The following is a 20,183-nucleotide window of genomic DNA, read 5'->3' on the forward strand; positions in this document are numbered from 1 at the left end:
CCGATGGTAGCCATTTTCAGTCTCCGTTCTCGTTTCCGAGCCCGCACCATGCGGCCTCGATGGCGATCGTGAGGCCGAAGGCGACCGCTGCCGCATCGCTTGCGACCGCAGCAAAGCGCAGGATGGCGCAGGCGCGCGTTTCTTGGTTGCGCGAGGAATGGGCTTCGCCCAGGGGAAGAAACGCGCAACGCGCCATTGCGGCATAGGCGGCCGAGACTTCAGCCGTCCTTCGGCCAGATCAGCCCGTTCCAGAGGTCGTTTGGTGCCCGCCGTGAAATGGAAGACGGCGACGATGGGATCATTTGCGATCAAAGATGGTGTGGACCGTCTCGCCGGTGCTGATGTTGCCGCGGCCTGGCATGTGCATCAGAGCCTGGATCCAGCTGGCGATCGCGGATGGGATCTAGCGTGCATGACTGGGTCGTGCCGTTGCTGGCTGCTGTCGAAGCAGGTCCAGACATGCGCTCCAAATGCCGGCGCTTGCTATGAGCGGCTTGGATTGCAGACGTCTCGTTGCGGCCGATAACGGAACGTCCTCTTCGGACAATTAGGCTAGGTCTCTGGCATCGACCCGTTGCTCCGACGGCTGGTCGAAGCATCGCAGTAGCTCGTTGCGCGGGATGGTCCAAGGCACAGAGACAGCGGGAAATTGAAGCAGGCACACTGTCAAATTTTCTCGCCCATGGAACTTCCCGACCCACTGCTGGTTCGCTTGCGTAGGGACGACTGAGGTCCATTCCGACCTGTGCATTCTGCAGGCAGAGCGCCTCACCAACAGGAGACGGCCATGAAACATCAGACACTTGAAGAACTGCATGAGGTCGCGGAAGTCGAAATATCCTTTCCGCCTATGACGGGGCGTCAGCGTTTGGAACATTGGGCCATGCTGCTCGAGCGAAATCCCGAGCGGTGCCTCGCCGCCTTCCCCGGGACGGAATACATGACCCTGGACGTACGTGACAAGGCGCGGTCCCTGGACTCCGCGCTCAGCGTCGCTTTCGCTGATCCAATATTGCGCGCGCAAGGATTGAAGAATGATACCTATGGCGAAGCGAAACGCTTCTTCGAGCTTACGGATTGGCAGTTGCACGCTATTGTCTGCCATTGCCATGTCGGCGGGACCATGAAAGCCGGATGGGCTGCCATTCAAGTTCGGTCTGCCATCGGCATCGAAGGAAAGCTTTTCAGCAGATTGCGTGAAGCGATTGCCCATTGGCCGGTATTTCGAATTTTGACCCATGCCAGGGAGTAACGTCGCCTCGGGAAGCTGAAAGGCAGCGAGCGAAAAGTCCAAGCAGATGCATCCTGGGCCGAAAATCGCTAATTATGAGAATACGGGCGAGCGTCGCCCGTATTCTTTTTGCCTCGTCCGGGTGGCCGCCATCACTCTCCTCAAAGGTAATCTTTCCAGATCCGCAGCATAGCGGTGATACTATGTACCTCGTCCAAATGCTGTTGCCCCGTTCCGACAACCAAGGGCAACCCTTTCCCGGAAGGGATTTCGACCGTCTGAAAGAAGAACTCGCGGCTCGCTTCGAGGGAGTGACCGCCTATCTCCAGGCGCCTGCGGATAGTCTTTGGAAGGACGGCGGAGAAACAGACCGGGATGACATCGTCGTCTTCGAGATAATGACGCCAAAGGTGGACATTTCAGATTTGCAGCTCCGACGAAGCGATTTGGAGCGCCGCTTCCGTCAGGATAAAATTGTTGTCCGCTACTCGCAGATAACGCTTCTTTGAAGCTGCTGGATACTTTCCCGTCCAGGTGATTGAGCCATGAGTGTCCACAGTGAGGTCGTTTTACGCACTGGCACTTTCATATCGCGCCAAATTTTGATTCAGCTTCAGAATGAGCCGATATGGCCTGACCGATTTCTATGGCGCGCGATCGAGCCGATGTTGCCCAAGAGCGCGAGGGGTGCCGCGCGGTTACGACCGCCGGATGCTCAAAGGCGACTTCTGGGTGCTGCGATCCCGGTGCGCCATGGCGCGATCTTCCAGAGGGATGAGGCCCAAGCACCACCTGCTGCAACCGCTTTGTGCGATGTCTGGCGTCACGCAATAGGCGATCACCGCTATTTCCCGGTTCACATCATCGGCACTGGGGCTGCCGCCATGCCGCCAAGGGGCATTCAAGCGGTATGTCGCGACCTAGTCGAAGATGATCCGAGAGGTTCCCCTTTTGGCGATCAACGCTCTCCGAGCTTCCTGAACCCGTTCAGCCTGTTGTTTGGTATAGGGGCCCATCGGCCGAGTCTTTTCATTGCCGCGACGGACCTGGCAATACCAGCGACCGGCGTCCGAAAAGATTTCAACCGAGGTCGGCATCTCATGGGACTCTTGCCCTGCAACCTCCTTGGCGAAATTGACGATCTTTGAACAACGCCGAATGGTGCGCAAATCTCTGGTGACGTGAAATTCCTGTTGCAACTCGGACACAGATCAACTCCTTCCGTCACGAAGACATACCTGCTTCAGGGGCGCCCGTTGCGCTCTCGCCGGTGCTCGAGAGCGCGCCAACTCCGCCCGGCCTTCAGACCTGGACTTGCGCAGCTCTTGTTGGCAGTTTCCCGCCATCAATGGGATCATGCAAACGAATTTCATCGAAGTTGCGTGCAATTTTTATGTGATCAGCAGTTCCACTGCGGGCGGTCACAGGATTCCTTACCCGTCTCATGGTAATCGCGACAAACACCTAAAGGAGCGGGTGGTCGGCATTTGCTAAGCGCGGCCGGCGGTCCCGAAGGACAGGATGGACGCGAATAAGGATGCCCTCTCCCGGCAAGAATGAATTTTAAGGCAGTTCGAGAGCAAACGCCGGCGGCCGTTGCCGAAGCCACAGGCGTTTGCCCGCGAACTGTTCGAAATGGCTCGAGCATTATCGGCGGAGAGCCGGCCTCTGCCAGCGACTTGTCAGCTGTCTTCCGCGCCGGTTGGACTCAACAAGAGAGCCAGCCCTTGGTGAAACCAGCCCGGCGTAGTCCGCGCACTACATGTGGGCAGTTGCGCATCAGCTGCCAGAGAAAGTCGGATCGGTAGTTCTCGATCATCAGCACGATAGGCCCCTGGTTCAGTCCGAGATGATCGGACGCAACCCAACCGGCGATATGACCGCTGTCTGATTTGAGCGTTGGGTTGAAGCTCGCTTTGAAACCGTAGGAATTGTCCAGATTGAGATCGATCTCATCGAAGTGGCGCAAGGCCGGCAGGACGACCTCCGGAGCGAACGGCAGCGACGCCGCCGTCGCCCAAGGCGACAGCGTGCCGTCGTCGGGTCCGAACGGCACGCCGCGAGCCCTGTAGCCATAGAACCGCCGCTCGACGCCGTCGATCCGGCACGTCTGCCAGCCCGGGCCGTCGCTGGCGCTCACGCCCCAACTCGTCTCGTCATATCCGACGAACTCGAGTGGATTGCGGATGGCATATTCTCGCTGGACATACGTGGCACGGCGGCTGTTCTCGAAGTAGTCGCAATCGTGTTCACGCATGAAGGAGTCCCGGATGCCACGGAAATCAAGCCAGACATGTGCAAGCTGGTGAATGAAGAGCGGCCCGGCGTAGACGAATTCCTGGCCGTAGATCTTCTTCCACCGATAAGATTGGAGCCATGCCGCGTAGCTTTCGGGCGGCAGAGCGTGGGTGGGCGAACCGAGTCCGAGCACATACAGGATCAGGGCTTCGTCATAGCCTTCCCAGCGGTAGCCAATGAATCCGTTTTCCGGCGTCCAGCCATGGCTGACGGTGGCGCCGCCGTTGCGCGCCCAATCCCAGTCCATGCGCTCGTAAAGCGCCTCGGCAAGCGTGCGGATCTCGTTCTCCTCCTCGCTGTCCTCCTGGAAAAAGGCGCCGGCCGTCAGAACGCCTGCGATCAGGAGCGCACTGTCTATCGTGGACAGTTCGCATTGCCAGACGCGCCGGCCCGTCTCCATGTCCAGGAAATGGTAGTAAAATCCCTTGTAGCCGGTTGCGTCCGGTTGGGCGCTTTGGGCGCTGTTGCGCAAGAAACGCAAAGTGGCGAGAGTTCGTGCGCAAGCGCGCTCGCGCCTCATGAAGCCTCGGGCCACGCCGACCGGATAGGACGAGAGAGCCAGTCCGACAGCCGCGATGCTGGCGGGCGAACCCTTTCCGGTCCGATCGGCTATGAGACCGTTGGCCTCGTTGGCCTCGTAAAGAAAGTAGTTGAACGTCCTGGTCTGAAGAGCGGCCAGAAACTCGTCGCCGGGCGCGGACTGTTTGGGCTTGTTCTGCATTTAAGGCCACTCCACGAAAACCTCAGCGTCGCGCGTTCGGCACGCCGACCCGACAATGGGACGGAGAACGATGTCAGGGCGAGCGGACTTCACCGATCGCGCCTGCCTCATTGGCGATGTCCGTCCCAGACCCCTGCTCCGCTCCGCATCCTCTGCGGCGGCCCAGCGCGGCGACGCTTGCGAAACGAGCAGAAAGGCGTGACCGTCCGGATCGCGCACGAGGCGCTCGCCATCATTGCGGGGCTGAACCGGGGCACGCTCGAAGACCAGTCGGGTGCAGGCGATGTCGTTGTTTCGCGGCGCGGGAATGACGTACTCGTCGCGGCCACGCGTGTTTCGGTAACACAGCAGTTCGAGATGCGGCGTAGCGTAGGACGGGGCCAGCGCGGTGACGTCAACCTCGGCGCCGTCGACATCGTCCAGCATCTCCTGGGCGACGCCGTGGTTGAAGGAATGCGCCGACGGGGCGAGGCCAAGGCCTTGGTAGAACGCAACGCTCCGGTCTTTATCGGAGACGCTGATCGCCGAATGGTCGATGCCAAGACAGGGCTCGCCGGACGGCGGCTTAGACCAGCGGGGATCGCCACCTTTGGGGAACGCGAGCAGTTCGAGGGGATGCCCCTCCGGGTCGCGGAACTTGAACGCGGTGACGCCACCGGACGAGGCCGGCAGATGCTGCGGCCCGCCCATAGAGATGGGCTTCCAGCCCGCCACGCTGGAAAGCCGCTCGAAAGCTCCTTCCATGTCCAAGGTTACGATCGCGAAATGCTGGAAGAAAAGATCGGTTGAGGATGCCTGTCGCGGATAGGGGCTGCCCGATACGTCAAACTGCAGGAGCTCCAGAGTTTCCCGTCCCAACCGGAGGGTGATGCGATCGGCGCCACCGGAGACGCCCATCAGGCGCTCGAACGCTTCGCCAGCCAGCCGGTCCACCGCGGTCCGGCGGCAACCGAAAGCGGCCTCGTAGAATCGGGCTGCGCTTTCGGCGTCGGCCGTGGTGAGGCTGAAGCGGATGAGCCTTTCGACGCGCAAAGTTGCGGCATTCATGGCCATGCCGCCCCCCGGCGATTGAGGAAGACTGCATAGAGCGTGTGCGAGCCGCCGATGAACAGTCGGTTGCGAGCGAAGCCGCCGAACGTCAGGTTGGACACGCGATGCGGCACGAGGATCTTGCCGAGCAGTTCGCCGTCAGGCGCAACGCAGTGCACGCCGTCCGCCGCGCTCGACCAGATGTTGCCGTCCTCGTCCACGCACAGCCCATCGGCATAGCCGGGCTCGATCTTATGAAAGACTTCGCCTCCAAATAGCCTGTCGCCCGCTGCAACGTCGAAGACTCTGATATATTGCCGGGGGGTGTCGGTGGTCTGGTCGCCGGTTTCCGATACGTAGAGACGGGTTTCGTCCGGCGAAAACGCCAGGCCGTTCGGCCCGTCGAAGTCGTCTGCGGCGATCGCAATGTGCCCGCTTTGCGGGTCGAACCGATAAAGTGCGGGTGGCTGCTCGGAAAGCTGTCGGCCGCCTTCATAGTCGTTCTGAATGCCATACAGAGGGTCGGTGAACCAGATCGAGCCGTTGGATTTTACGACGACGTCGTTGGGCGCGTTGAGAGGCTTGCCCTCGTGCCGGTCGACGAGCCGTGTCAGCGATCCGTCCCATTCTGTCCGGAATAGGCAGCGCTCGCGATGCGAGCAGGAAATCAACCGCCCCTGCCTGTCACGCGCTTGCCCGTTGGCGTATCCCGACGGCGAGCGATAGACGGATATGCCGGCATCCTCGATCCAGCGCATGGTTCGGTCGCGCGGAAGATCCTGGAACAACAGGCAATTCGCGTCGCCCATCCAGACCGGTCCCTCGATCCAGCGAAAGCCGCCGGCAAGTTCTTCGAGCGGAGCGTTCTCCAGGATATAGTGGGCAAACCGTCGATCGACGATCTCGAAGTCGTTCATCTGTCTACCTGAATTCGCAAGCCAGTGACTGCGTGGGGCCATCCTCCAGTTGGATCACGATCAACGCGGCCGGCTCATCGCCCACCGCGCCGGAGCGGTGGCCCCGCTTGCCGTCCGTCTGTCGGCAATTCTGATCGCCGCCGAAGGACAGCTCGCCCGGCCCCATCTCGACGCGCGCTCCGTCCATGGATTCCACGAACCAGCGTCCCGAGAGCGGGACGATCCATTGTGGCTTCGGGTTTTCGTGCCATGTACCTATCCAGCCGACGGGCAGAACCGTGAGGAGCACTGTCATGCGCCCGCTCGCGCGCCAGCCTTGCCATTGGGGCTCGGCGGGCGGCTTGATCGATTCCAGGTCGAATTCCGTCATCGCGCAATGACTCTGGTGGCTGATCCCGTCCGCATCCGTCCACAGATGCCAGTAGGGGACTGCCGGCGCGGTGCTCACTGCGGGTCCCCCTGAACTGTCCGGTAGGGGTGGGAGGACGCCAGCGGGTGGCGCAAGAAACGCTCGACCCCGGCCGCCCCGGATCCGAAGGTGAGAAGAAGAAAGCCGCCGGCAAGGGCGAGGTTCTTGAGAAAATCCCAAAAGACTTCCCTGCCCCTGCTCTTGCCTTTGAGCCTGAAGTCGGGCCGATGCCAGAACCGCTTCCACAACAGCGCCGTGACGAGGCAATAGCCAGCAAGGATCAAGGCAGCGAGCCGATCGGCAACGCCGCTCAGAACCGCGAGTGACATGAAGAGCTCGATGCAGAAGCCGCCGATGATCATCACCGTGGCGAGCCAGCGCCTAGAGATCACCTGAGATGCCTGGTCGGTCGCCAGCTTGAAGTTCAACACCTTGTCGAGCGCACTGAAAGGCAAGAACAACCCGACCAGCAAGCAGCGCGTTGCGAACGCGATCAGGACAGCGGGCATCGCAATATCCTTCGACACGGGATCCGCGCCCGCTGATCGGGCGCGATATTCTCCAACTCTCATACGTTGGAGCGCGAATTTGGTTCGGGAGCCGAGATCACATTCGCGTTCCCGCACCGCCTGGTGGCGGAAGAAGCCGGAGCTTTTGCCCCTGAACTCCGTTGTACCCGGTGCCGGTTTCGGCTGGCAGACACGTTGTTCCAGTGAGCTTCCAATGTCCGACCACAAGCCGTTGGCGCGGCAGAAAGCCATCGTCACCGGGGCTAATTCAGGTATCGGCGAGAGCGTCGCGATCGCGCTCGGCCTGGCCGGCGCCGACGTGGTGGTGAACTATGTCGAGAACGAGGACGCGGCGAACGGCGTCGTCAACCGAATCCATCAGGCCGGCTGCAAGGCGGTGGCACACCAGGCCGATGTCTCGGCGCAGGATCAGGTCGAGGACATGTTCGAGCGCGCCGTGCGCGAATTCGGGACCATCGACATCCTCGTCGCCAATGCCGGCCTGCAACGCGATTGCGCGTTCGCCGAGATGTCATTGGAAAAATGGAACAAAGTTCTTGAGGTCAATCTGACTGGTCAATTCCTCTGCGCCCAGGCCGCCACGCGGGAGTTCCTGCGACGCGGCGTCGTGCCTTCCGTTTCATGCGCGGCCGGCAAGATCATCTGCATGAGTTCGGTGCACCAGGAAATACCGTGGGCGGGGCATGCGAACTACGCTACCTCGAAAGGCGGCATCAAGCTGCTGATGGAAAGCATTGCCCAAGAGCTTGCTCCCAAGCGCATCCGGGTCAATGGCATCGCGCCCGGCGCGATACGCACGCCTATCAACACCGCCGCCTGGAGCACGCCGGAAGCGCTGAAAAGTCTGCTGACGCTAATCCCTTATGGTCGCATCGGCCTGCCAGAAGACATCGCGCGGGCGGCGGTGTGGCTGGCGTCCGACGAATCCGACTATGTTGTCGGCACGACACTATTCGTCGACGGCGGCATGACGCTCTTTCCCGGCTTCTCGACCAATGGTTGAGGGCGATGGACGGGCAATATGATGTGATCGTCATCGGCAGCGGTCCTGGCGGCGCATCGCTCGCGCATCGTCTCGCACCCACCGGAAAGCGCATTCTGCTGATCGAGCGCGGCGGATACTTGCCGCGGTCGCGGGCCAATTGGGACGCGCAGACGGTGTTTGTGGACGGCGCTTACCAGGCGAAGGAAACATGGTACGGCAGCAACGGCAACAGCTTCCATCCGGGGCTGCACTACTACGTCGGCGGCAATTCCAAGGTCTATGGCGGGGCGCTCTTTCGCATGCGCGAACGCGATTTCGGCGAACTCCGGCACAAGGCCGGTGTATCTCCTGCATGGCCGCTCGGATACAAGGTCTTCGAGCCTTACTATGCCGAAGCGGAGCTGCTGTTCCACGTCCATGGCCAGCGCAGGGAGGACCCGACCGAGCCTCCGGCGAGCGGTCCTTTTCCATACCCGCCCGTGTCGCACGAGCCGCGCATCCAGGAACTCCATGACAGCTTGGCGAAACACGGGCTACACCCGTTCCACCTGCCGCTTGGCATCCTGCTGGAGGAGAAGGGCGGCAGAGCCGCGCCGACCAGCACTTGCATCCGCTGCGATGCGTTCGATGGGTTTCCCTGCTTGCTGAACGGCAAGGCAGACGCGCAGGTTATATGCGTCGACCCGGCGCTCGCGGCTTATCCCAATCTGTCGCTGCTGACCAACGCCTATGTTTCCAGGCTCGATACGGACGCCACGGGCAGGACGGTGACTGATGTAATTGTGCGGCGCCACGGCAAGGAAGAACGCTTCCGCGGCGCCATAGTGGTGGTGGCCTGCGGCGCGCTTTCGACAGCGCTGCTTCTGCTGCGCTCGGCCAGCGACCGGCACCCGGACGGCCTCGCCAATGCTTCGGGCCTTGTCGGTCGAAACTACATGCGTCACGATCAATCCGTGCTGATGGCGTTGATGCTCGAACCGAACGATACGGTCTTCCAGAAGACGCTCGCCGTCTCCGACTTCTACTTCGGATCGGACGATTGGGACTTTCCGCTCGGTTTGATCCAGATGTGCGCCACCTCGCATGGCGCGCAGATCAGGGGCGAGGCATTGCCCCGCTGGCTGGAATGGCTGCCGAAGGCGCCCTTCGAGGCGATGGCCCGCCGCTCAATGGATTTCTGGCTCTCGAGCGAGGACCTCCCGCGGCCGGAAAACCGAATCCGTTACGACGGAGATCGTGTCGTCCTGGAGATGGTCGAGAGCGATCTTGAAGCCCATCGCCGGCTGCGGAAAAAGCTGAAGCAGATATTGAGCAGGGCCGGCTTCCGACCCGTGCTGCTGGAGCGTAGGTTCTACTTCGGCCTGGACATTCCGATTGGCGGCACCGCGCATCAGGCCGGGACGGCCCGCTTCGGGATCGATCCCGCGACATCGGTGCTCGACCTCGATTGCCGGGCCCACGAACTGGATAATCTCTATGTCGCCGATGCGAGCTTCTTTCCCTCCATTGCGGCGGTCAATCCCACGCTGACCATCATCGCCAACGCCTTGCGCGTGGCGGACAGGCTCAAGGAGCGGCTTACATGACCGCGACGTTTTCGTGCGACCTCAACGGACCGGCGGCGGAACTGTCGCATTTCTGGGAACATACGATCGGCAGCGGCCACGCAACGCTTGGCCTGCGCGCCGACTGGCAGGCTCAGCTGAAGCAGGTGCACGACGAGCTCGGCATGCGTCATGTCCGCTTCCACGGCATATTGTGCGACGACGTGGGCACTCTAATCGGCGAGGGCGACACGTTGTTCTACTCTTTCTTCAACGCCGACCTGATCGTCGACTTCCTGCGCTCGAATGGCATGAGGCCCTTCGTCGAGCTGAGCTTCATGCCAGGCGTCCTGGCGTCGGGCGACAAAACCGTCTTCCACTACCGCGCCAACGTCACACCGCCGAAGGATTATGCGCAATGGGCGGTGCTGATCCGCAAGCTGGTGGGCCACTGGGTGGACCGCTACGGGCTGGACGAGGTGCGCCAATGGTTCTTTGAAGTCTGGAACGAGCCGAACCTGACGGCCTTCGGCACCGGTAAGCAGAGTGACTATTTCGAGCTCTACCGCTACACTGCCGAGGCCATCAAAGGCATCGACCCCGCGTTGAAGGTCGGCGGCCCGGCGACCGCCGATAACGCATGGATTGAGGATTTCCTGAATTTCTGCCGAGCCGCCCACCTGCCCGCCGATTTCGTCAGCACGCACCATTACCCGACCGACGATTTCGGCCAGCCGGGGGACGACACAGAAGCGCAGCTCGCCGCGAGCAGGCGCAGCGCCTTGCGCGAAGAAGCTCGCCTCGTGCGCAAGCAGGCGGGCAATGTTCCGGTGTACTACACTGAATGGTCCACCTCCTCCAATCCGCGCGATTCCATGCATGACGACCCATACGCGGCCGCGTTTATCGTCAAGACCGTGCTGGAAGCCAACGGATTGGTGCGAGGGTACAGCTACTGGACCTTCTCTGACATTTTCGAGGAGAACTATTTTCCGTCGGTCCCTTTCCAGGGCGGGTTCGGGCTTCTGAACATCCATGGCATCGCCAAGCCCGCCTACCGCGCCTTCCAATTGCTCCATGGACTCGGCACCGAGATGGTCCAGGTCGATGGAGCGCACGAGACCGTGGACGCATGGTTCGTGCGAGGCGATAACGGCGGCTCCACTCTAATGCTTACGAACTTCGCCCTGCCGCGTCATCCGATCGTCACCGAGCAGGTATGCTTCACCCTGACGAGCGCACCACCTGCCACGTCCGCCTCTGTTCAGCGGATCGACACCGAGCACGCCAACGCCAAGCGCCGCTGGGAAGAGATGGGCAAGCCAGAGTATCTGAGCGCCGCGGCGGTTGATGAACTCAAAGAGGTGTCGGAGCTACGAAGCGAGCCGTTTGTGACCAGCCAGGAGGGCGACACCTTGCGCGTGAACATTTCGCTGCCGCCACAATCGGTCAGCGCAATTCATTTCTTGCATGGCTAAGAATACCGGCTCATCTCAATTCAAAAATTTGGCACGTTCCGTTAGAAGCTCGCGGATCGGAACCATGCATCGAGGGCTCAGCGCGATGGCCAAAATGCATGCCACCGACCGCGATCGACGGACTTCACCGGGTCGAGACATCACGGATGGTCTGCGCGAGCAAACGGACGCTGGAAGCAATCGCGCTGTCGGGAATTCGGCCGTAGCCGATGAACAAGCGCCGTGGCCCGGCCGCGGTTTGGGAATATCGCCCAAACGCTTCGGTCGCCACGCCCCGTCGTCGCAGAAGCGCGACGATGTCGGCCTCACCGGCTCGATCAATGGTTGCGGGCAGTCGCACCGTTACGTGGAGACCCGCTGCCGCGCCCTCGACCTCGACATCCGGGAGTTCGTCCCTCAAGCAGCTCAGCAGATTGTTACGACGATCACGGTAGATGCGGCGCATCTTTCTCAAATGCCGATCATAGGTGCCCGACTGCAGAAGGTGCGCAAGCGCATCCTGATCTATGCGCGGAGGTCCTTCACTCCATCGCCGAAGTTCTCCATTCATCGGCGCGATCAATTGCGGCGGAACCACAAGCCAGCCAAGGCGCAGCGCTGGCGCCAGCGTCTTGCTTACGGTTCCCGCGTAGATGACGCGGTCGGCAGCAAGGCCCTGTAGCGCCCCGACCGGCGCCTGATCGTAGCGGAACTCCGCATCATAATCGTCTTCAAGAATGTAGCGGTCCGTTTCATGAAGCCATTTGACCAAGCGCTGTCGCCGAACCGCGCTGAGCACGCCGCCAACCGGAAACTGGTGCGACGGGGTAACGAGCGCTCCATCGGCGCCGGTCGCGATCAGCTGGTCGACGTCGATCCCATCCTCGTCCACCGGCACGGGGACTCGGAGGAGCCCGGCTTTGTCGACCGCGACCCAATCGCTGTAGCCCGGATCCTCGACCGCAATCCTGCGCGCTCCGATGGCATGCAGAACAGCACAGGCCAGGGCGCGCGCTTCGGCAAAGCCGCTGGTGATGAAGATCCGTGAGGGGTCGGCGATGAGGCCGCGCACGCGGCCGAGATAATCGGCGAGCCCAGCCCGCAGCACGGAACTCCCGCGAATTTCGCCATAGCCGAGATCGCTCGCCGGAAGGGTCTGGAGCACCTGCCTGACGGCGCTCACCCAGGCCTTGCGCGGGAAATGCCCTACGTCCGGCATGGCCGGCCGCAGATCGTAGCGGATCACTTCATCCGCGGACCGCTGCTCTGCCGGGGCGGCGACGTTCGCCAAGCCGGCGGCGACCATCGGCCGTGCGCCCTGACGCATGGTCAGGAATCCCTCGGCGGCGAGTTGTGCATAGGCGTCGACCACAAGCGGGCGCGAGACACATAGTTGAGCGGCGAGCGCGCGAGTCGAGGGAAGAAGGACGCCGGGGCGCAAGGCCCCGGTTCGAATTCGGGTCAGCAGGCCGCGGCGGAGCTGACTGCCGAGGCTCTCATCGATGGAGCGGTCAACGCTGAGAGCGATATCCGCGTTCAAACTGGTCAACTAAATTCCTCAACAACTGGCAATGTTGTTAAGACCAGTAGCACGGTAAGCAGGCCTCGTCATCTGTGAGGACAAGACCATGGCGACAACCGCAATTACCGCACCACGGGCGCGAACCGCTCCTGAACCGATTTTGACGGCTCCCATGCTGAGCATTGCTGGCGTGATGCTTTCGGCAATGAGCAGCTTCTATCTGCTTCTGTCGGCCATTCCTGCGCATGCGTCGGCTATCGGAGGGACCAGCGGCGCAGGCGCCGCAACCGGCGCCTTGATGGCAGCCACCATCGTCGGCGAAATTGCCGCGCCACAGGTGATCAACCGCGTCGGTCGCCAGGGCGCGCTTGCGCTCGCCCTCGGCTTGCTCGGTCTAGCGTGCCTTGCGGCCTTTCCTGCTTCGCTTGCGCTGCTGCTCCTCAATTGCGCAGTTCGCGGGCTTGCACTTGGCGTGCTGCTCGTCTCGGCCAGCGGTCTCTCGGCCCAGATAGCACCGCGGTCGCGGCGTGCCGAAGCCATGAGCATATATGGGTTCGCGTCGGCGGTTCCAGCGATTGTGGCTGTTCCCCTTGGCCCTTGGGTGCTGACGGTTCTCGGTGCACCGGGGACAGCCGTCGGCGCGGCGGCCCTTGCCTTTGCCGCCCTTGCCGCGGCCGCGGCCCTTCCTTCCGAACGGAAGATCGAAACGCATGAGGCTCATTGCTTTCCGCCTTTGGGCGTGGCGATCGGGCCGGCAATCTCGCTCGGCTGCGGCGCGGTCCTTGTTGGTGCAACGGTGACCTTCCTTCCTCTCGCCCATCCGGAGGCGACCAGCGGGACGATCACACTGGGCCTGCTGCTTCAGGGTTTGGGCGCAGCCGTTACCCGCTGGCTTTCGGCACGGCATGTCGACAGGCACGGCACGCGCCTGCCTATGCTCGCTGGCCTCGCCGCGTGTGTCGTCGCCGCAATCGGCTTGGCGGCCACGGGCGCGGCAGAGGTGCTCTCCGGCATGCTCTTGAGCGGGATAGCCTTCGGCGTGCTGCAAACCGCGACCCTCGCCGAGCTGCTCGCCCGCGCGGCTCCCTCGCAGGTGGATGGCGCAAGCGCACTGTGGAACGGCGCTTATGACGCGGGCCTCGGTATCGGCGGAATTGTGTTCGGCGGCCTTGCGACAGCGGTCGGGTTCAGCACAGCGTTCGTCGCGACAGCTGGCGTTTTCACGTTCGTTGCGCTCCTCCATCTCGCCACAACGAAAGGGGGCCGCGAATGCTGAGGCGCAATGTCTTTCCGTCAGCGGACTTCATGACCGGCGGGATGCGATCCCCGAACTGAATCGGGCCGCAACGCGCCAAGGGCGCCGGCTGATCGATGTTCGCTACAGCGACGTTCATGCGCCGGTCGCTACCGGCGCCCTGAGTCGCCGCGTGAGTAGCCAATCCGTTTCGCAAAAAAGGCGGCGGGACCGGCGATGGTTGACGCAATCGAGTATTCCTCGCCTACGGCAGGTAGACAGGTTTAGCCGGCGCGCTCCTGATGGGCCCGTCTGTGTTTTGGCATGCAACACAAGGAGCGACTGACATGAGAAAACTAATGGTTTCGAGCTTCGTCTCACTCGACGGCATCGTCGAATCGCCGATGACCTGGGCGTCACGGTTTTTCGACGACGAGGTCAGAGCGTTTGCCCATCGGAAGCTAGACGACGTCGAGTTCTTCCTTCTCGGCCGCAAAGCCTATGAGTACTTCGTCCCGGTTTGGCCTAACGCAACCGGAAGCGCTTACATGGATCGAATCAACGGGCTGAAGAAGCTGGTTGCGTCAACGACGCTCAACGCGGTCGAGTGGAATGCATCGTTAATCAAAGGCGATGTGGCCGAAGGACTTGCGATGCTCAAGAGGCAGGCCGGCGGGCATATCCTGAAATACGGTATCACGGTGCTGGACAGAACGCTGTTGGACAACAACCTCGTCGATGAATACGACCTTTTAGTCTTGCCTACCAAGGTCGGTCAGGGCAAACGCGCTTTTGCGGACATCGAAGCGGACAAAATAAACATGGAACTCGTCCGCACACACCGCTTCGCGAATGGTGTCGTGGCGCTCACATATCGTCCGCACTGACTGCTATACGAACAGCGATAGCTGCAATCTGTGGACCGCGCTTAGCCTCGCAAAGAGTTTTGCGGAACAGCGGCTATCTCGGCGGGAGGTGACGAGAATTTCTGGCCGCCGAATTATCCTCGGTTGTTCCCGGAACAGTCGCTCTGGCTGCCAACAAAAGCGCATCGGAGGTGCTGAACAGATCTTGTAGGCACCCGCAGCTATCCCGTCTTGCCAAGGCAGGGGTCGAACACGGGAATCAATGCCAGCAATATTGCGGCTTCCTGAATGAGTGCCGCCAATGCTTGATCGGGGAGTATGCATCCAGGACATAGTTGTCTTACCGTTGTGATCACGTGGTTGGTGGAAACGATGGAGCGGCGGCGATAATCCCGCAACGTAAGGAGAATGGCCGTCTGAAGCTCCATTTCCACATCATGCTCCGGCTTGGACTGGTCTGACGGGCTGTTCTTATCCTGGTATACTGCAGTCGGACGACGCGGTGACATGCGGCATTCCCTCCAAAATGTTGCCGTATGGCATGATTGTTGTGCAAAAACATTCGCTCGAGTTTGAGCTAGGACAAACGGGCATGGTTTATTTCCGATTTATTTGCACCTCCACTCACGACCGTCGGAATACTTTCAGGAATGACGCCGCCGCGCGCACAGCAATTGGCGATAGCAGCGCTCGACCATCTTCAAGCCATCGCGCACCAAGCGATGCGTCCGGTAGCGAAAAGCCGAGTCGTGCCAGTCGGCGGCGCTGACCAGTCGCCGACCGAACAAGGCGGTCGCGACTTCAAAATGGGATGCCCGCTCTTCCCGGGCATCGAGGCATCGCAGCATGTGGCCAAGACGCCGGCGCTGGGCTACGGGCAATCGAGCGTCGGGAAGGTCCTGCCTGTGGATCGAGCGGATGAACCGCTCGATGGCTTGGAGCCGGTCATGGGCCATGTCATCGAGCGGGATGATGGCCGCGAGCGGTCCGCCTGGCTTGGTGTCGCCAAGAAGCACCAGTTGCGTGCCGCCAGGCGACGAACGCATGTGAACCCCGACCTCATCATGCCGGCACACGGCCAGCGGTATGTCGAAGGCGCTGCTGCCCTCCCGCGTTTCCAGATCCGGCGGTACCTCGACAAGATTCACGACCCCAGGGTCGATCTGAGGCGCCCAACAGACAGGCTGCTCGACAGCGGACTGGTCCGGCCCGGCGGCGAAACTGCAAACCCCAGCGCTTGCGTAATGCGCGTATCGCCTTAGCGAGCGGGAGGTAGAAAGTCCTGCTGATATCGCGGATTGCGTCGCAGGAACTCCCAAGCGATCTCGTCGGCGGCTGCGCCTTTGACGAATGCATATGCCTGTGGGTCACGCCACTGCAATGTATCGGGCTTCATCCGCATCGTTCCCTTCTCAAGGATTTGATAGGGGGACGCGGCGTTACGCGAAATCTTTGGATTCCGTCATTGACGAACGGACGAGGAGAGAGCTCGGCGACAAGCGATCATGCTAAGACTTCGGGAGACCTACTGGCTCGCGCCTTGCAGTATTTTGAATGCGTTCGTCCAGGCGCGATAGGCGTCATCATCGCCACGGCTCCAGGCATCGAAGGCGCGCCAGGCCGCGAAAGACGAGGTGGGCAGCTCGAACGGCGAGCCGATCGATTGCTCGCCAGCGGGCCAGCCGGGCGGCTGGCCGCCTGTCGCGGCCTGCGTGAGACGCTGCAGATCGGCCAAGGCCGAGCGAACGTGCGGCAGCGGAAATTCGAAGAGATCGGTGTTGTCATTCGCTTCCCGAACCACGACCGCAAGCTTGGCGATCACGCCCGCCAACGATTGTGCCGGGGTCGCCGCGATCTCAGCCAACAGGACGTCGGCTTTCTCAGCATCGTCCTGCCCCGCCGCTAGCGCATCGACATAGCCGCGGTCCATATAGCCGCGGTCCATGGTATCCCGCTCCCCGCGCCCGATGACTTCGCCGGAAGAAAAGGGCGCGCCGCGCTCCAAGAGCACGTCCTCTGCCTGCTGCTGCCGGATACAGGAAGCAAGCATCGCAACGTGCGCTTCAATCCAGGCAAGCGATAGGACAAACGCGGGATCGGCTAACGCCTGGTCTTCGATAAGCGGAGTGGTGGAATCCCGAAGATCGTCCTTGGCCAACGGAGATTGCAGCTCCCGTCCGCGCGTGACGGAAGGCAAAGTCGTGGTATTGTCGGAATCAGCCATGATCCGAGCTCCACACAGCTTGGCTTTGGTCAGGTCGGGCAAGGTGTTCCTGCACCCTGCTCGACCGTTTCACCGCCGCCCAAGCGACCTGGAGATCATCTCTCCTGGGTCGCAGGCGGTGGCAACTAGCGGTGATTTAAGTGAACGCAGGCAAAAAATCAAGCCCTATGGCATCAAATGATACTTATGGTATAGATGAACTTACAAGCGGACAAATTCGAGCCGCACGTGCTTTGCTTCAATGGGATCAGAAAACGCTTGCGGAACGGTCCAGGGTCTCGCTCGCTACAATCAAACGACTAGAGCCTCTAACCGGTCCAATAAGTGCAAACAGAGTGACCATTGACGCGTTGCGACGCGCATTCGAATCCGCAGGAATTCAGTTCATCCCAGAGAATGGTGGTGGCGCGGGCGTCCGGCTCGCCAGCCGTTCTGATCAATCATAGCTAGGTTCCGCAGTCAGCATGAAAGGACGCCTCGCCCGATGCCGGGCGAGGCGTCTTCCAGTTCACTCGCCGCTGCGGCGGTTGGGGCGGGACCAGATGAGGCTGTGGCCCTCGCCTTCCTCGTCGGCGAAGAGGTTGGCGTAGATCGGAGCGGTGAAGCTCGGGTCATCCAGCTTGAGCCCGAGATAATCGCGGCCCTCGTTGGAGCGCTTGGACCAGGCGGCGCCGATCTCGGCCTTGCCGACCACGACGCGGTGGCTTGGAGCGTTCTCGCCGCTGGCCCGGGTGTCGGGGACGATGCGCACGCCCTTGGCCTGGGCGCTGAGGGTGACGATCTCGCCGGTGAACTCGTTCGCATTAGTCTTCTTGAAGCTGCCGATGGTAGCCATTTTCAGTCTCCGTTCTCGTTTCCGAGCCCGCACCATGCGGCCTCGATGGCGATCGTGAGGCCGGAGGCGACCGCCGCCGCATCGCTTGCGACCGCAGCAAAGCGCAGGATGGCGAGGCGCGCGTTTCTTGGTTGCGCGAGGATGGGCTTCGCCCAGGGGAAGAAACGCGCAACGCGCCATTGCGGCATAGGCGGCCGAGACTTCAGCCGTCCTTCGGCCAGATCAGCCCGTTCGAGAGGTCGTTTGGTGCCCGCCGTGAAATGGAAGACGGGACGATGCGATCATCTGCGGGTAAATGACCTGATGTGGATCATTTCGCCAGTGCTGAGGCTACCACGGCCTGGCATGTGCATCAGAGCCTGGATCCAGCTGGCGATCGCGGATGGGATCTAGCGTGCAGGACTGGGTCGTGCCGTTGCTGGCTGCTGTCGAAGCAGGTCCAGACACGCGCTCCAAATGCCGGCGCTTGCTATGAGCGGCCGCATATAGCGGGCGTCTCATTTGAGGCCGCAACCGGACCGGCAGCCTGCAGAGGGATAGTGAGGATCAGCCATGGATCCGCGGGCGTGCTATGTCGTCGACTTGCAGAAGGCCCTTACGACCAGCTTGGGCGAACCTTGCTGCACTCGAGCGATTGTCGCTCGTAAAACCCACTGGCCGCGATGAGGCGCACCAATTCCGCCTGCCGCCGTGTTTCCGTTTTTTCGAACACGTGCTGGAGGTGGGTGCGCGCGGTGGTCAGGCTGATGCCGAGCTCGTCTGCGGCCGCCTGCAGCCCTTCGCCGCGGGTGATCGCAATGGCCACGGCCGCCTCGGCCGGGGTCAGCCGATAGAGATTGCGCACCTGGGCCTGCATGGTCCGCGGCGCGCTGTCCGGATCGGCCACGAACACGATTGCGGCGGGGCGGCGGGTCACGAACCAGGTCGACTCGATCTTCAGCGGCGCCACCAGCACGCTCAGCGGTCGCCGCGGCGCCGGCCGCGCGAGCGCCATCACGCCGCCCGCGGTGTCCGACCGCTCCGCAGCCGCGACGATCAACCGTTGAAATTGCGCGGCATCCGCGCGCCTGGCTGCGCGCAGCGCCGATTTCTCTGTCCTGATTCCGTCGGCTTCATTGAGCAGCGCTTCGGCCGTTCGGTTGGCGAACAGGATCTCGCCGCTTGCCGCCACGATCAGCACGCCTTGGGCGATGCGGTCGAGCGCCTCCACATTGGCGCTCCTGGCGATCTCCGAACGCGAGAGGCGCAATCCCACGCTCGCCGCTCGGACCAGATGCGGCCCGATACGACGCAACCGATCGAGGTGCTCGGGCTCGAACTCTCCTGTCGTCTCGGCGCGTCCGCAGGTGAACACGACGCGCGTGTCCGGCTCGTTGGCCAGCACGAGTCCGATCGAGTGGCACATGTCGCCAGGCCGGCAGAAGTCGTTGTAGAACTCGGAGCGCCGGTAGACCTCGCGCGGCAGGAGCTCCCAGATTGGGATCAGCGTACCGGCGTGCAGCCGCGCGATGCGCGGCAGGAACACATTGGTCTTGTAGTAGTACCGGGCATAGGTTATGTCCGCCTCGGGCGGCATGCGCACCGAATTCGCTTCGCTGCGCAACGTTCTGGTGTTCTGGAACGTGAGCTTGGTGGCGGCGCCTTCGAGGAAATCGGACAGCGTCTCGAGAACCTGCGGCCAGCGGCCGGGTTCGACCGCCGCATCGTAGATCTGCCCCACCATGCCGTCGAAATCGTGCATGTGTGCCGGATTTCACCGCTCCCTCGCCTGAAGGAACTTGCAGTTTGCCGGAAGCCGGCTTCACTGACAACCGTTCCCCGGCGCATCTCGTATGTTCATACGAGGCGACCGCCTGAGGCCAGCGTGTAGCTATCGTGACACCATCAAGCTTCATATCAACCACATGTGGCGAAAGATGCAAACGCGGGCAGCACCTGGTACTCAAACCGACTGGAATGGTACGCATTACGAAACGCTGCTGACTGGGCGCGAGACCGGCGGCAAGCTCGGGGCATTTGCATCCAATGCTGGCCCGGGCGACGGACCGCCGCGCCATCGCCATCCTAAATCCGACGAAGTCTTCGTCATTCTCCAAGGGCGGCTGCGCTTCTGGCGCGCCGGGGAAATTTCCGAGCTTACCACCGGGGCAGTGTTCTACATTCCCGCTGGCGTCGAGCACACCTTCGTCGTCGTTGAGCGTGCGCGATGGATCGCCATCCTGTCCCCGGGTGGTCTCGAGAGCTTTTTCCCGGCGGTTGCCGCGCAGGGACTGGAAATTCCGCGCGACCTTGCGGCAATCAAGGCTGTCGCGGCCCAGTTCGATATGGAGATTACCGGGCCACCCCTCACGATCGCTGGGCCATAACCGCACTGGGCGTGT

At 61.8% G+C, this 20,183-nt stretch carries 23 protein-coding genes and 1 pseudogene; 10 read left to right on the top strand and 14 right to left on the bottom strand.

What is annotated here, in order from left to right; genetic code table 11:
• The 4 genes and pseudogenes from LB526_RS18660 to LB526_RS18675 all read left to right on the top strand — a co-directional run.
• The coding region (locus tag LB526_RS18660; RefSeq protein ID WP_224629079.1) for a hypothetical protein at positions 1 to 206 on the top strand (206 nt) is incomplete at its 5' end.
• Between the two features lie 581 nt (positions 207 to 787).
• Complete coding sequence (locus tag LB526_RS18665; RefSeq protein WP_224629080.1) at positions 788 to 1,252, top strand: hypothetical protein; 465 nt, start codon at positions 788 to 790, stop codon at positions 1,250 to 1,252.
• A gap of 182 nt (positions 1,253 to 1,434) precedes the next feature.
• A complete protein-coding gene (locus tag LB526_RS18670; RefSeq protein ID WP_224629081.1) occupies positions 1,435 to 1,740 on the top strand; it encodes a hypothetical protein in 306 nt (101 codons plus the stop codon).
• Positions 1,741 to 1,849: 109 nt separating this feature from the next.
• A pseudogene (locus tag LB526_RS18675) lies at positions 1,850 to 2,006 on the top strand (transposase); the annotation flags it as partial.
• 145 nt (positions 2,007 to 2,151) lie between these two features.
• Here LB526_RS18675 and LB526_RS18680 read toward each other — a convergent pair.
• From LB526_RS18680 to LB526_RS18705, 6 genes are all read right to left on the bottom strand, one after another.
• Positions 2,152 to 2,439, bottom strand: coding sequence for a hypothetical protein (locus LB526_RS18680; RefSeq protein WP_224629084.1), 288 nt, complete (start codon positions 2,437 to 2,439; stop codon positions 2,152 to 2,154).
• 500 nt (positions 2,440 to 2,939) lie between these two features.
• The gene (locus tag LB526_RS18685; RefSeq protein WP_224629086.1) at positions 2,940 to 4,250 is read right to left on the bottom strand and encodes a glucoamylase family protein; all 1,311 of its coding nucleotides are present in this window, start codon (positions 4,248 to 4,250) and stop codon (positions 2,940 to 2,942) included.
• Positions 4,251 to 5,303: a VOC family protein gene (locus LB526_RS18690; RefSeq protein WP_224629088.1), complete on the bottom strand. Its 1,053-nt coding sequence runs from the start codon at positions 5,301 to 5,303 to the stop codon at positions 4,251 to 4,253.
• Positions 5,294 to 6,196 carry an SMP-30/gluconolactonase/LRE family protein gene (locus LB526_RS18695; protein ID WP_224629090.1) on the bottom strand — a complete coding sequence of 301 codons (903 nt, stop codon included), beginning with the start codon at positions 6,194 to 6,196 and terminating at the stop codon, positions 5,294 to 5,296. Before LB526_RS18695 ends, LB526_RS18690 begins: the two co-directional genes overlap by 10 nt.
• A gap of 4 nt (positions 6,197 to 6,200) precedes the next feature.
• Positions 6,201 to 6,644: a cupin domain-containing protein gene (locus LB526_RS18700; protein WP_224629091.1), complete on the bottom strand. Its 444-nt coding sequence runs from the start codon at positions 6,642 to 6,644 to the stop codon at positions 6,201 to 6,203.
• Entirely contained in the window at positions 6,641 to 7,114 is a 474-nt protein-coding gene (locus LB526_RS18705) for a DoxX family protein (protein ID WP_224629093.1), read from the bottom strand. Before LB526_RS18705 ends, LB526_RS18700 begins: the two co-directional genes overlap by 4 nt.
• Positions 7,115 to 7,259: 145 nt before the next feature.
• On the opposite strand from LB526_RS18705, the gene LB526_RS18710 reads away from it, so the two are divergent.
• From LB526_RS18710 to LB526_RS18720, 3 genes are read left to right on the top strand one after another with little or no spacing between them, the layout of a single operon-like run.
• Positions 7,260 to 8,138 (top strand): SDR family oxidoreductase, encoded by an 879-nt coding sequence (locus tag LB526_RS18710; protein ID WP_224629096.1) that lies wholly within the window; start codon positions 7,260 to 7,262, stop codon positions 8,136 to 8,138.
• A gap of 5 nt (positions 8,139 to 8,143) precedes the next feature.
• A complete protein-coding gene (locus LB526_RS18715) occupies positions 8,144 to 9,706 on the top strand; it encodes a GMC oxidoreductase (protein WP_224629097.1) in 1,563 nt (520 codons plus the stop codon).
• Positions 9,703 to 11,142, top strand: coding sequence for a GH39 family glycosyl hydrolase (locus tag LB526_RS18720; RefSeq protein ID WP_224629099.1), 1,440 nt, complete (start codon positions 9,703 to 9,705; stop codon positions 11,140 to 11,142). The genes LB526_RS18715 and LB526_RS18720 overlap by 4 nt, the downstream gene beginning before the upstream one ends.
• 124 nt (positions 11,143 to 11,266) lie before the next feature.
• On the opposite strand, the gene LB526_RS18725 is transcribed toward LB526_RS18720, so the two are convergent.
• On the bottom strand, positions 11,267 to 12,670 hold the full coding sequence (locus LB526_RS18725) for a PLP-dependent aminotransferase family protein (RefSeq protein WP_224629101.1): 1,404 nt from the start codon (positions 12,668 to 12,670) through the stop codon (positions 11,267 to 11,269).
• Positions 12,671 to 12,749: 79 nt separating this feature from the next.
• Here LB526_RS18725 and LB526_RS18730 point away from each other — a divergent pair, with 79 nt between their 5' ends.
• Positions 12,750 to 13,919 carry an MFS transporter gene (locus tag LB526_RS18730; protein ID WP_224629102.1) on the top strand — a complete coding sequence of 390 codons (1,170 nt, stop codon included), beginning with the start codon at positions 12,750 to 12,752 and terminating at the stop codon, positions 13,917 to 13,919.
• A gap of 305 nt (positions 13,920 to 14,224) precedes the next feature.
• Positions 14,225 to 14,764 carry a dihydrofolate reductase family protein gene (locus tag LB526_RS18735; RefSeq protein ID WP_224629103.1) on the top strand — a complete coding sequence of 180 codons (540 nt, stop codon included), beginning with the start codon at positions 14,225 to 14,227 and terminating at the stop codon, positions 14,762 to 14,764.
• 200 nt (positions 14,765 to 14,964) lie between these two features.
• Here the strand turns inward: LB526_RS18735 and LB526_RS18740 are convergent, their stop codons facing one another.
• The 7 genes from LB526_RS18740 to LB526_RS18775 all read right to left on the bottom strand — a co-directional run bounded on the left by LB526_RS18740 (position 14,965) and on the right by LB526_RS18775 (position 19,543).
• Positions 14,965 to 15,252: a hypothetical protein gene (locus tag LB526_RS18740; RefSeq protein WP_224629104.1), complete on the bottom strand. Its 288-nt coding sequence runs from the start codon at positions 15,250 to 15,252 to the stop codon at positions 14,965 to 14,967.
• Positions 15,253 to 15,387: 135 nt separating this feature from the next.
• Positions 15,388 to 15,891, bottom strand: a complete 504-nt coding sequence (locus tag LB526_RS18745) for a DUF2285 domain-containing protein (protein WP_224629105.1) — start codon at positions 15,889 to 15,891, stop codon at positions 15,388 to 15,390.
• A 110-nt stretch (positions 15,892 to 16,001) separates the two neighbouring features.
• Positions 16,002 to 16,145 carry a transcriptional regulator domain-containing protein gene (locus LB526_RS18750; protein ID WP_318013279.1) on the bottom strand — a complete coding sequence of 48 codons (144 nt, stop codon included), beginning with the start codon at positions 16,143 to 16,145 and terminating at the stop codon, positions 16,002 to 16,004.
• Positions 16,146 to 16,268: 123 nt separating this feature from the next.
• Positions 16,269 to 16,967: a hypothetical protein gene (locus LB526_RS18755; RefSeq protein WP_224629107.1), complete on the bottom strand. Its 699-nt coding sequence runs from the start codon at positions 16,965 to 16,967 to the stop codon at positions 16,269 to 16,271.
• 508 nt (positions 16,968 to 17,475) lie between these two features.
• Positions 17,476 to 17,802, bottom strand: a complete 327-nt coding sequence (locus LB526_RS18765) for a DUF736 domain-containing protein (RefSeq protein WP_224629108.1) — start codon at positions 17,800 to 17,802, stop codon at positions 17,476 to 17,478.
• A gap of 2 nt (positions 17,803 to 17,804) precedes the next feature.
• Complete coding sequence (locus LB526_RS18770; RefSeq protein ID WP_224629109.1) at positions 17,805 to 17,990, bottom strand: hypothetical protein; 186 nt, start codon at positions 17,988 to 17,990, stop codon at positions 17,805 to 17,807.
• Positions 17,991 to 18,397: 407 nt separating this feature from the next.
• Positions 18,398 to 19,543: a helix-turn-helix transcriptional regulator gene (locus LB526_RS18775; RefSeq protein ID WP_224629110.1), complete on the bottom strand. Its 1,146-nt coding sequence runs from the start codon at positions 19,541 to 19,543 to the stop codon at positions 18,398 to 18,400.
• A gap of 91 nt (positions 19,544 to 19,634) precedes the next feature.
• Between LB526_RS18775 and LB526_RS18780 the strand changes: the two genes are divergently transcribed.
• On the top strand, positions 19,635 to 20,168 hold the full coding sequence (locus LB526_RS18780; RefSeq protein ID WP_224629112.1) for a cupin domain-containing protein: 534 nt from the start codon (positions 19,635 to 19,637) through the stop codon (positions 20,166 to 20,168).
• The last annotated feature ends 15 nt before the right edge of the window (positions 20,169 to 20,183 follow it).

The sequence above is a fragment of the Mesorhizobium sp. CA6 genome, assembly GCF_020165035.1.
Taxonomy (GTDB): domain Bacteria; phylum Pseudomonadota; class Alphaproteobacteria; order Rhizobiales; family Rhizobiaceae; genus Mesorhizobium.

Bases quoted from the DNA above. Each gene is read 5' to 3' on its own strand.
- LB526_RS18665 (WP_224629080.1), top strand. From the start codon at position 788: ATGAAACATCAGACACTTGAAGAACTGCATGAGGTCGCGGAAGTCGAA.
- LB526_RS18670 (WP_224629081.1), top strand. From the start codon at position 1,435: ATGTACCTCGTCCAAATGCTGTTGCCCCGTTCCGACAACCAAGGGCAA.
- LB526_RS18685 (WP_224629086.1), bottom strand. From the start codon at position 4,250: ATGCAGAACAAGCCCAAACAGTCCGCGCCCGGCGACGAGTTTCTGGCC.
- LB526_RS18690 (WP_224629088.1), bottom strand. From the start codon at position 5,303: ATGGCCATGAATGCCGCAACTTTGCGCGTCGAAAGGCTCATCCGCTTC.
- LB526_RS18695 (WP_224629090.1), bottom strand. From the start codon at position 6,196: ATGAACGACTTCGAGATCGTCGATCGACGGTTTGCCCACTATATCCTG.
- LB526_RS18705 (WP_224629093.1), bottom strand. From the start codon at position 7,114: ATGCCCGCTGTCCTGATCGCGTTCGCAACGCGCTGCTTGCTGGTCGGG.
- LB526_RS18715 (WP_224629097.1), top strand. From the start codon at position 8,144: ATGGACGGGCAATATGATGTGATCGTCATCGGCAGCGGTCCTGGCGGC.
- LB526_RS18720 (WP_224629099.1), top strand. From the start codon at position 9,703: ATGACCGCGACGTTTTCGTGCGACCTCAACGGACCGGCGGCGGAACTG.
- LB526_RS18730 (WP_224629102.1), top strand. From the start codon at position 12,750: ATGGCGACAACCGCAATTACCGCACCACGGGCGCGAACCGCTCCTGAA.
- LB526_RS18735 (WP_224629103.1), top strand. From the start codon at position 14,225: ATGAGAAAACTAATGGTTTCGAGCTTCGTCTCACTCGACGGCATCGTC.
- LB526_RS18740 (WP_224629104.1), bottom strand. From the start codon at position 15,252: ATGTCACCGCGTCGTCCGACTGCAGTATACCAGGATAAGAACAGCCCG.
- LB526_RS18750 (WP_318013279.1), bottom strand. From the start codon at position 16,145: ATGCGGATGAAGCCCGATACATTGCAGTGGCGTGACCCACAGGCATAT.
- LB526_RS18755 (WP_224629107.1), bottom strand. From the start codon at position 16,967: ATGGCTGATTCCGACAATACCACGACTTTGCCTTCCGTCACGCGCGGA.
- LB526_RS18765 (WP_224629108.1), bottom strand. From the start codon at position 17,802: ATGGCTACCATCGGCAGCTTCAAGAAGACTAATGCGAACGAGTTCACC.
- LB526_RS18770 (WP_224629109.1), bottom strand. From the start codon at position 17,990: ATGCCGCAATGGCGCGTTGCGCGTTTCTTCCCCTGGGCGAAGCCCATC.
- LB526_RS18775 (WP_224629110.1), bottom strand. From the start codon at position 19,543: ATGCACGATTTCGACGGCATGGTGGGGCAGATCTACGATGCGGCGGTC.
- LB526_RS18780 (WP_224629112.1), top strand. From the start codon at position 19,635: ATGTTCATACGAGGCGACCGCCTGAGGCCAGCGTGTAGCTATCGTGAC.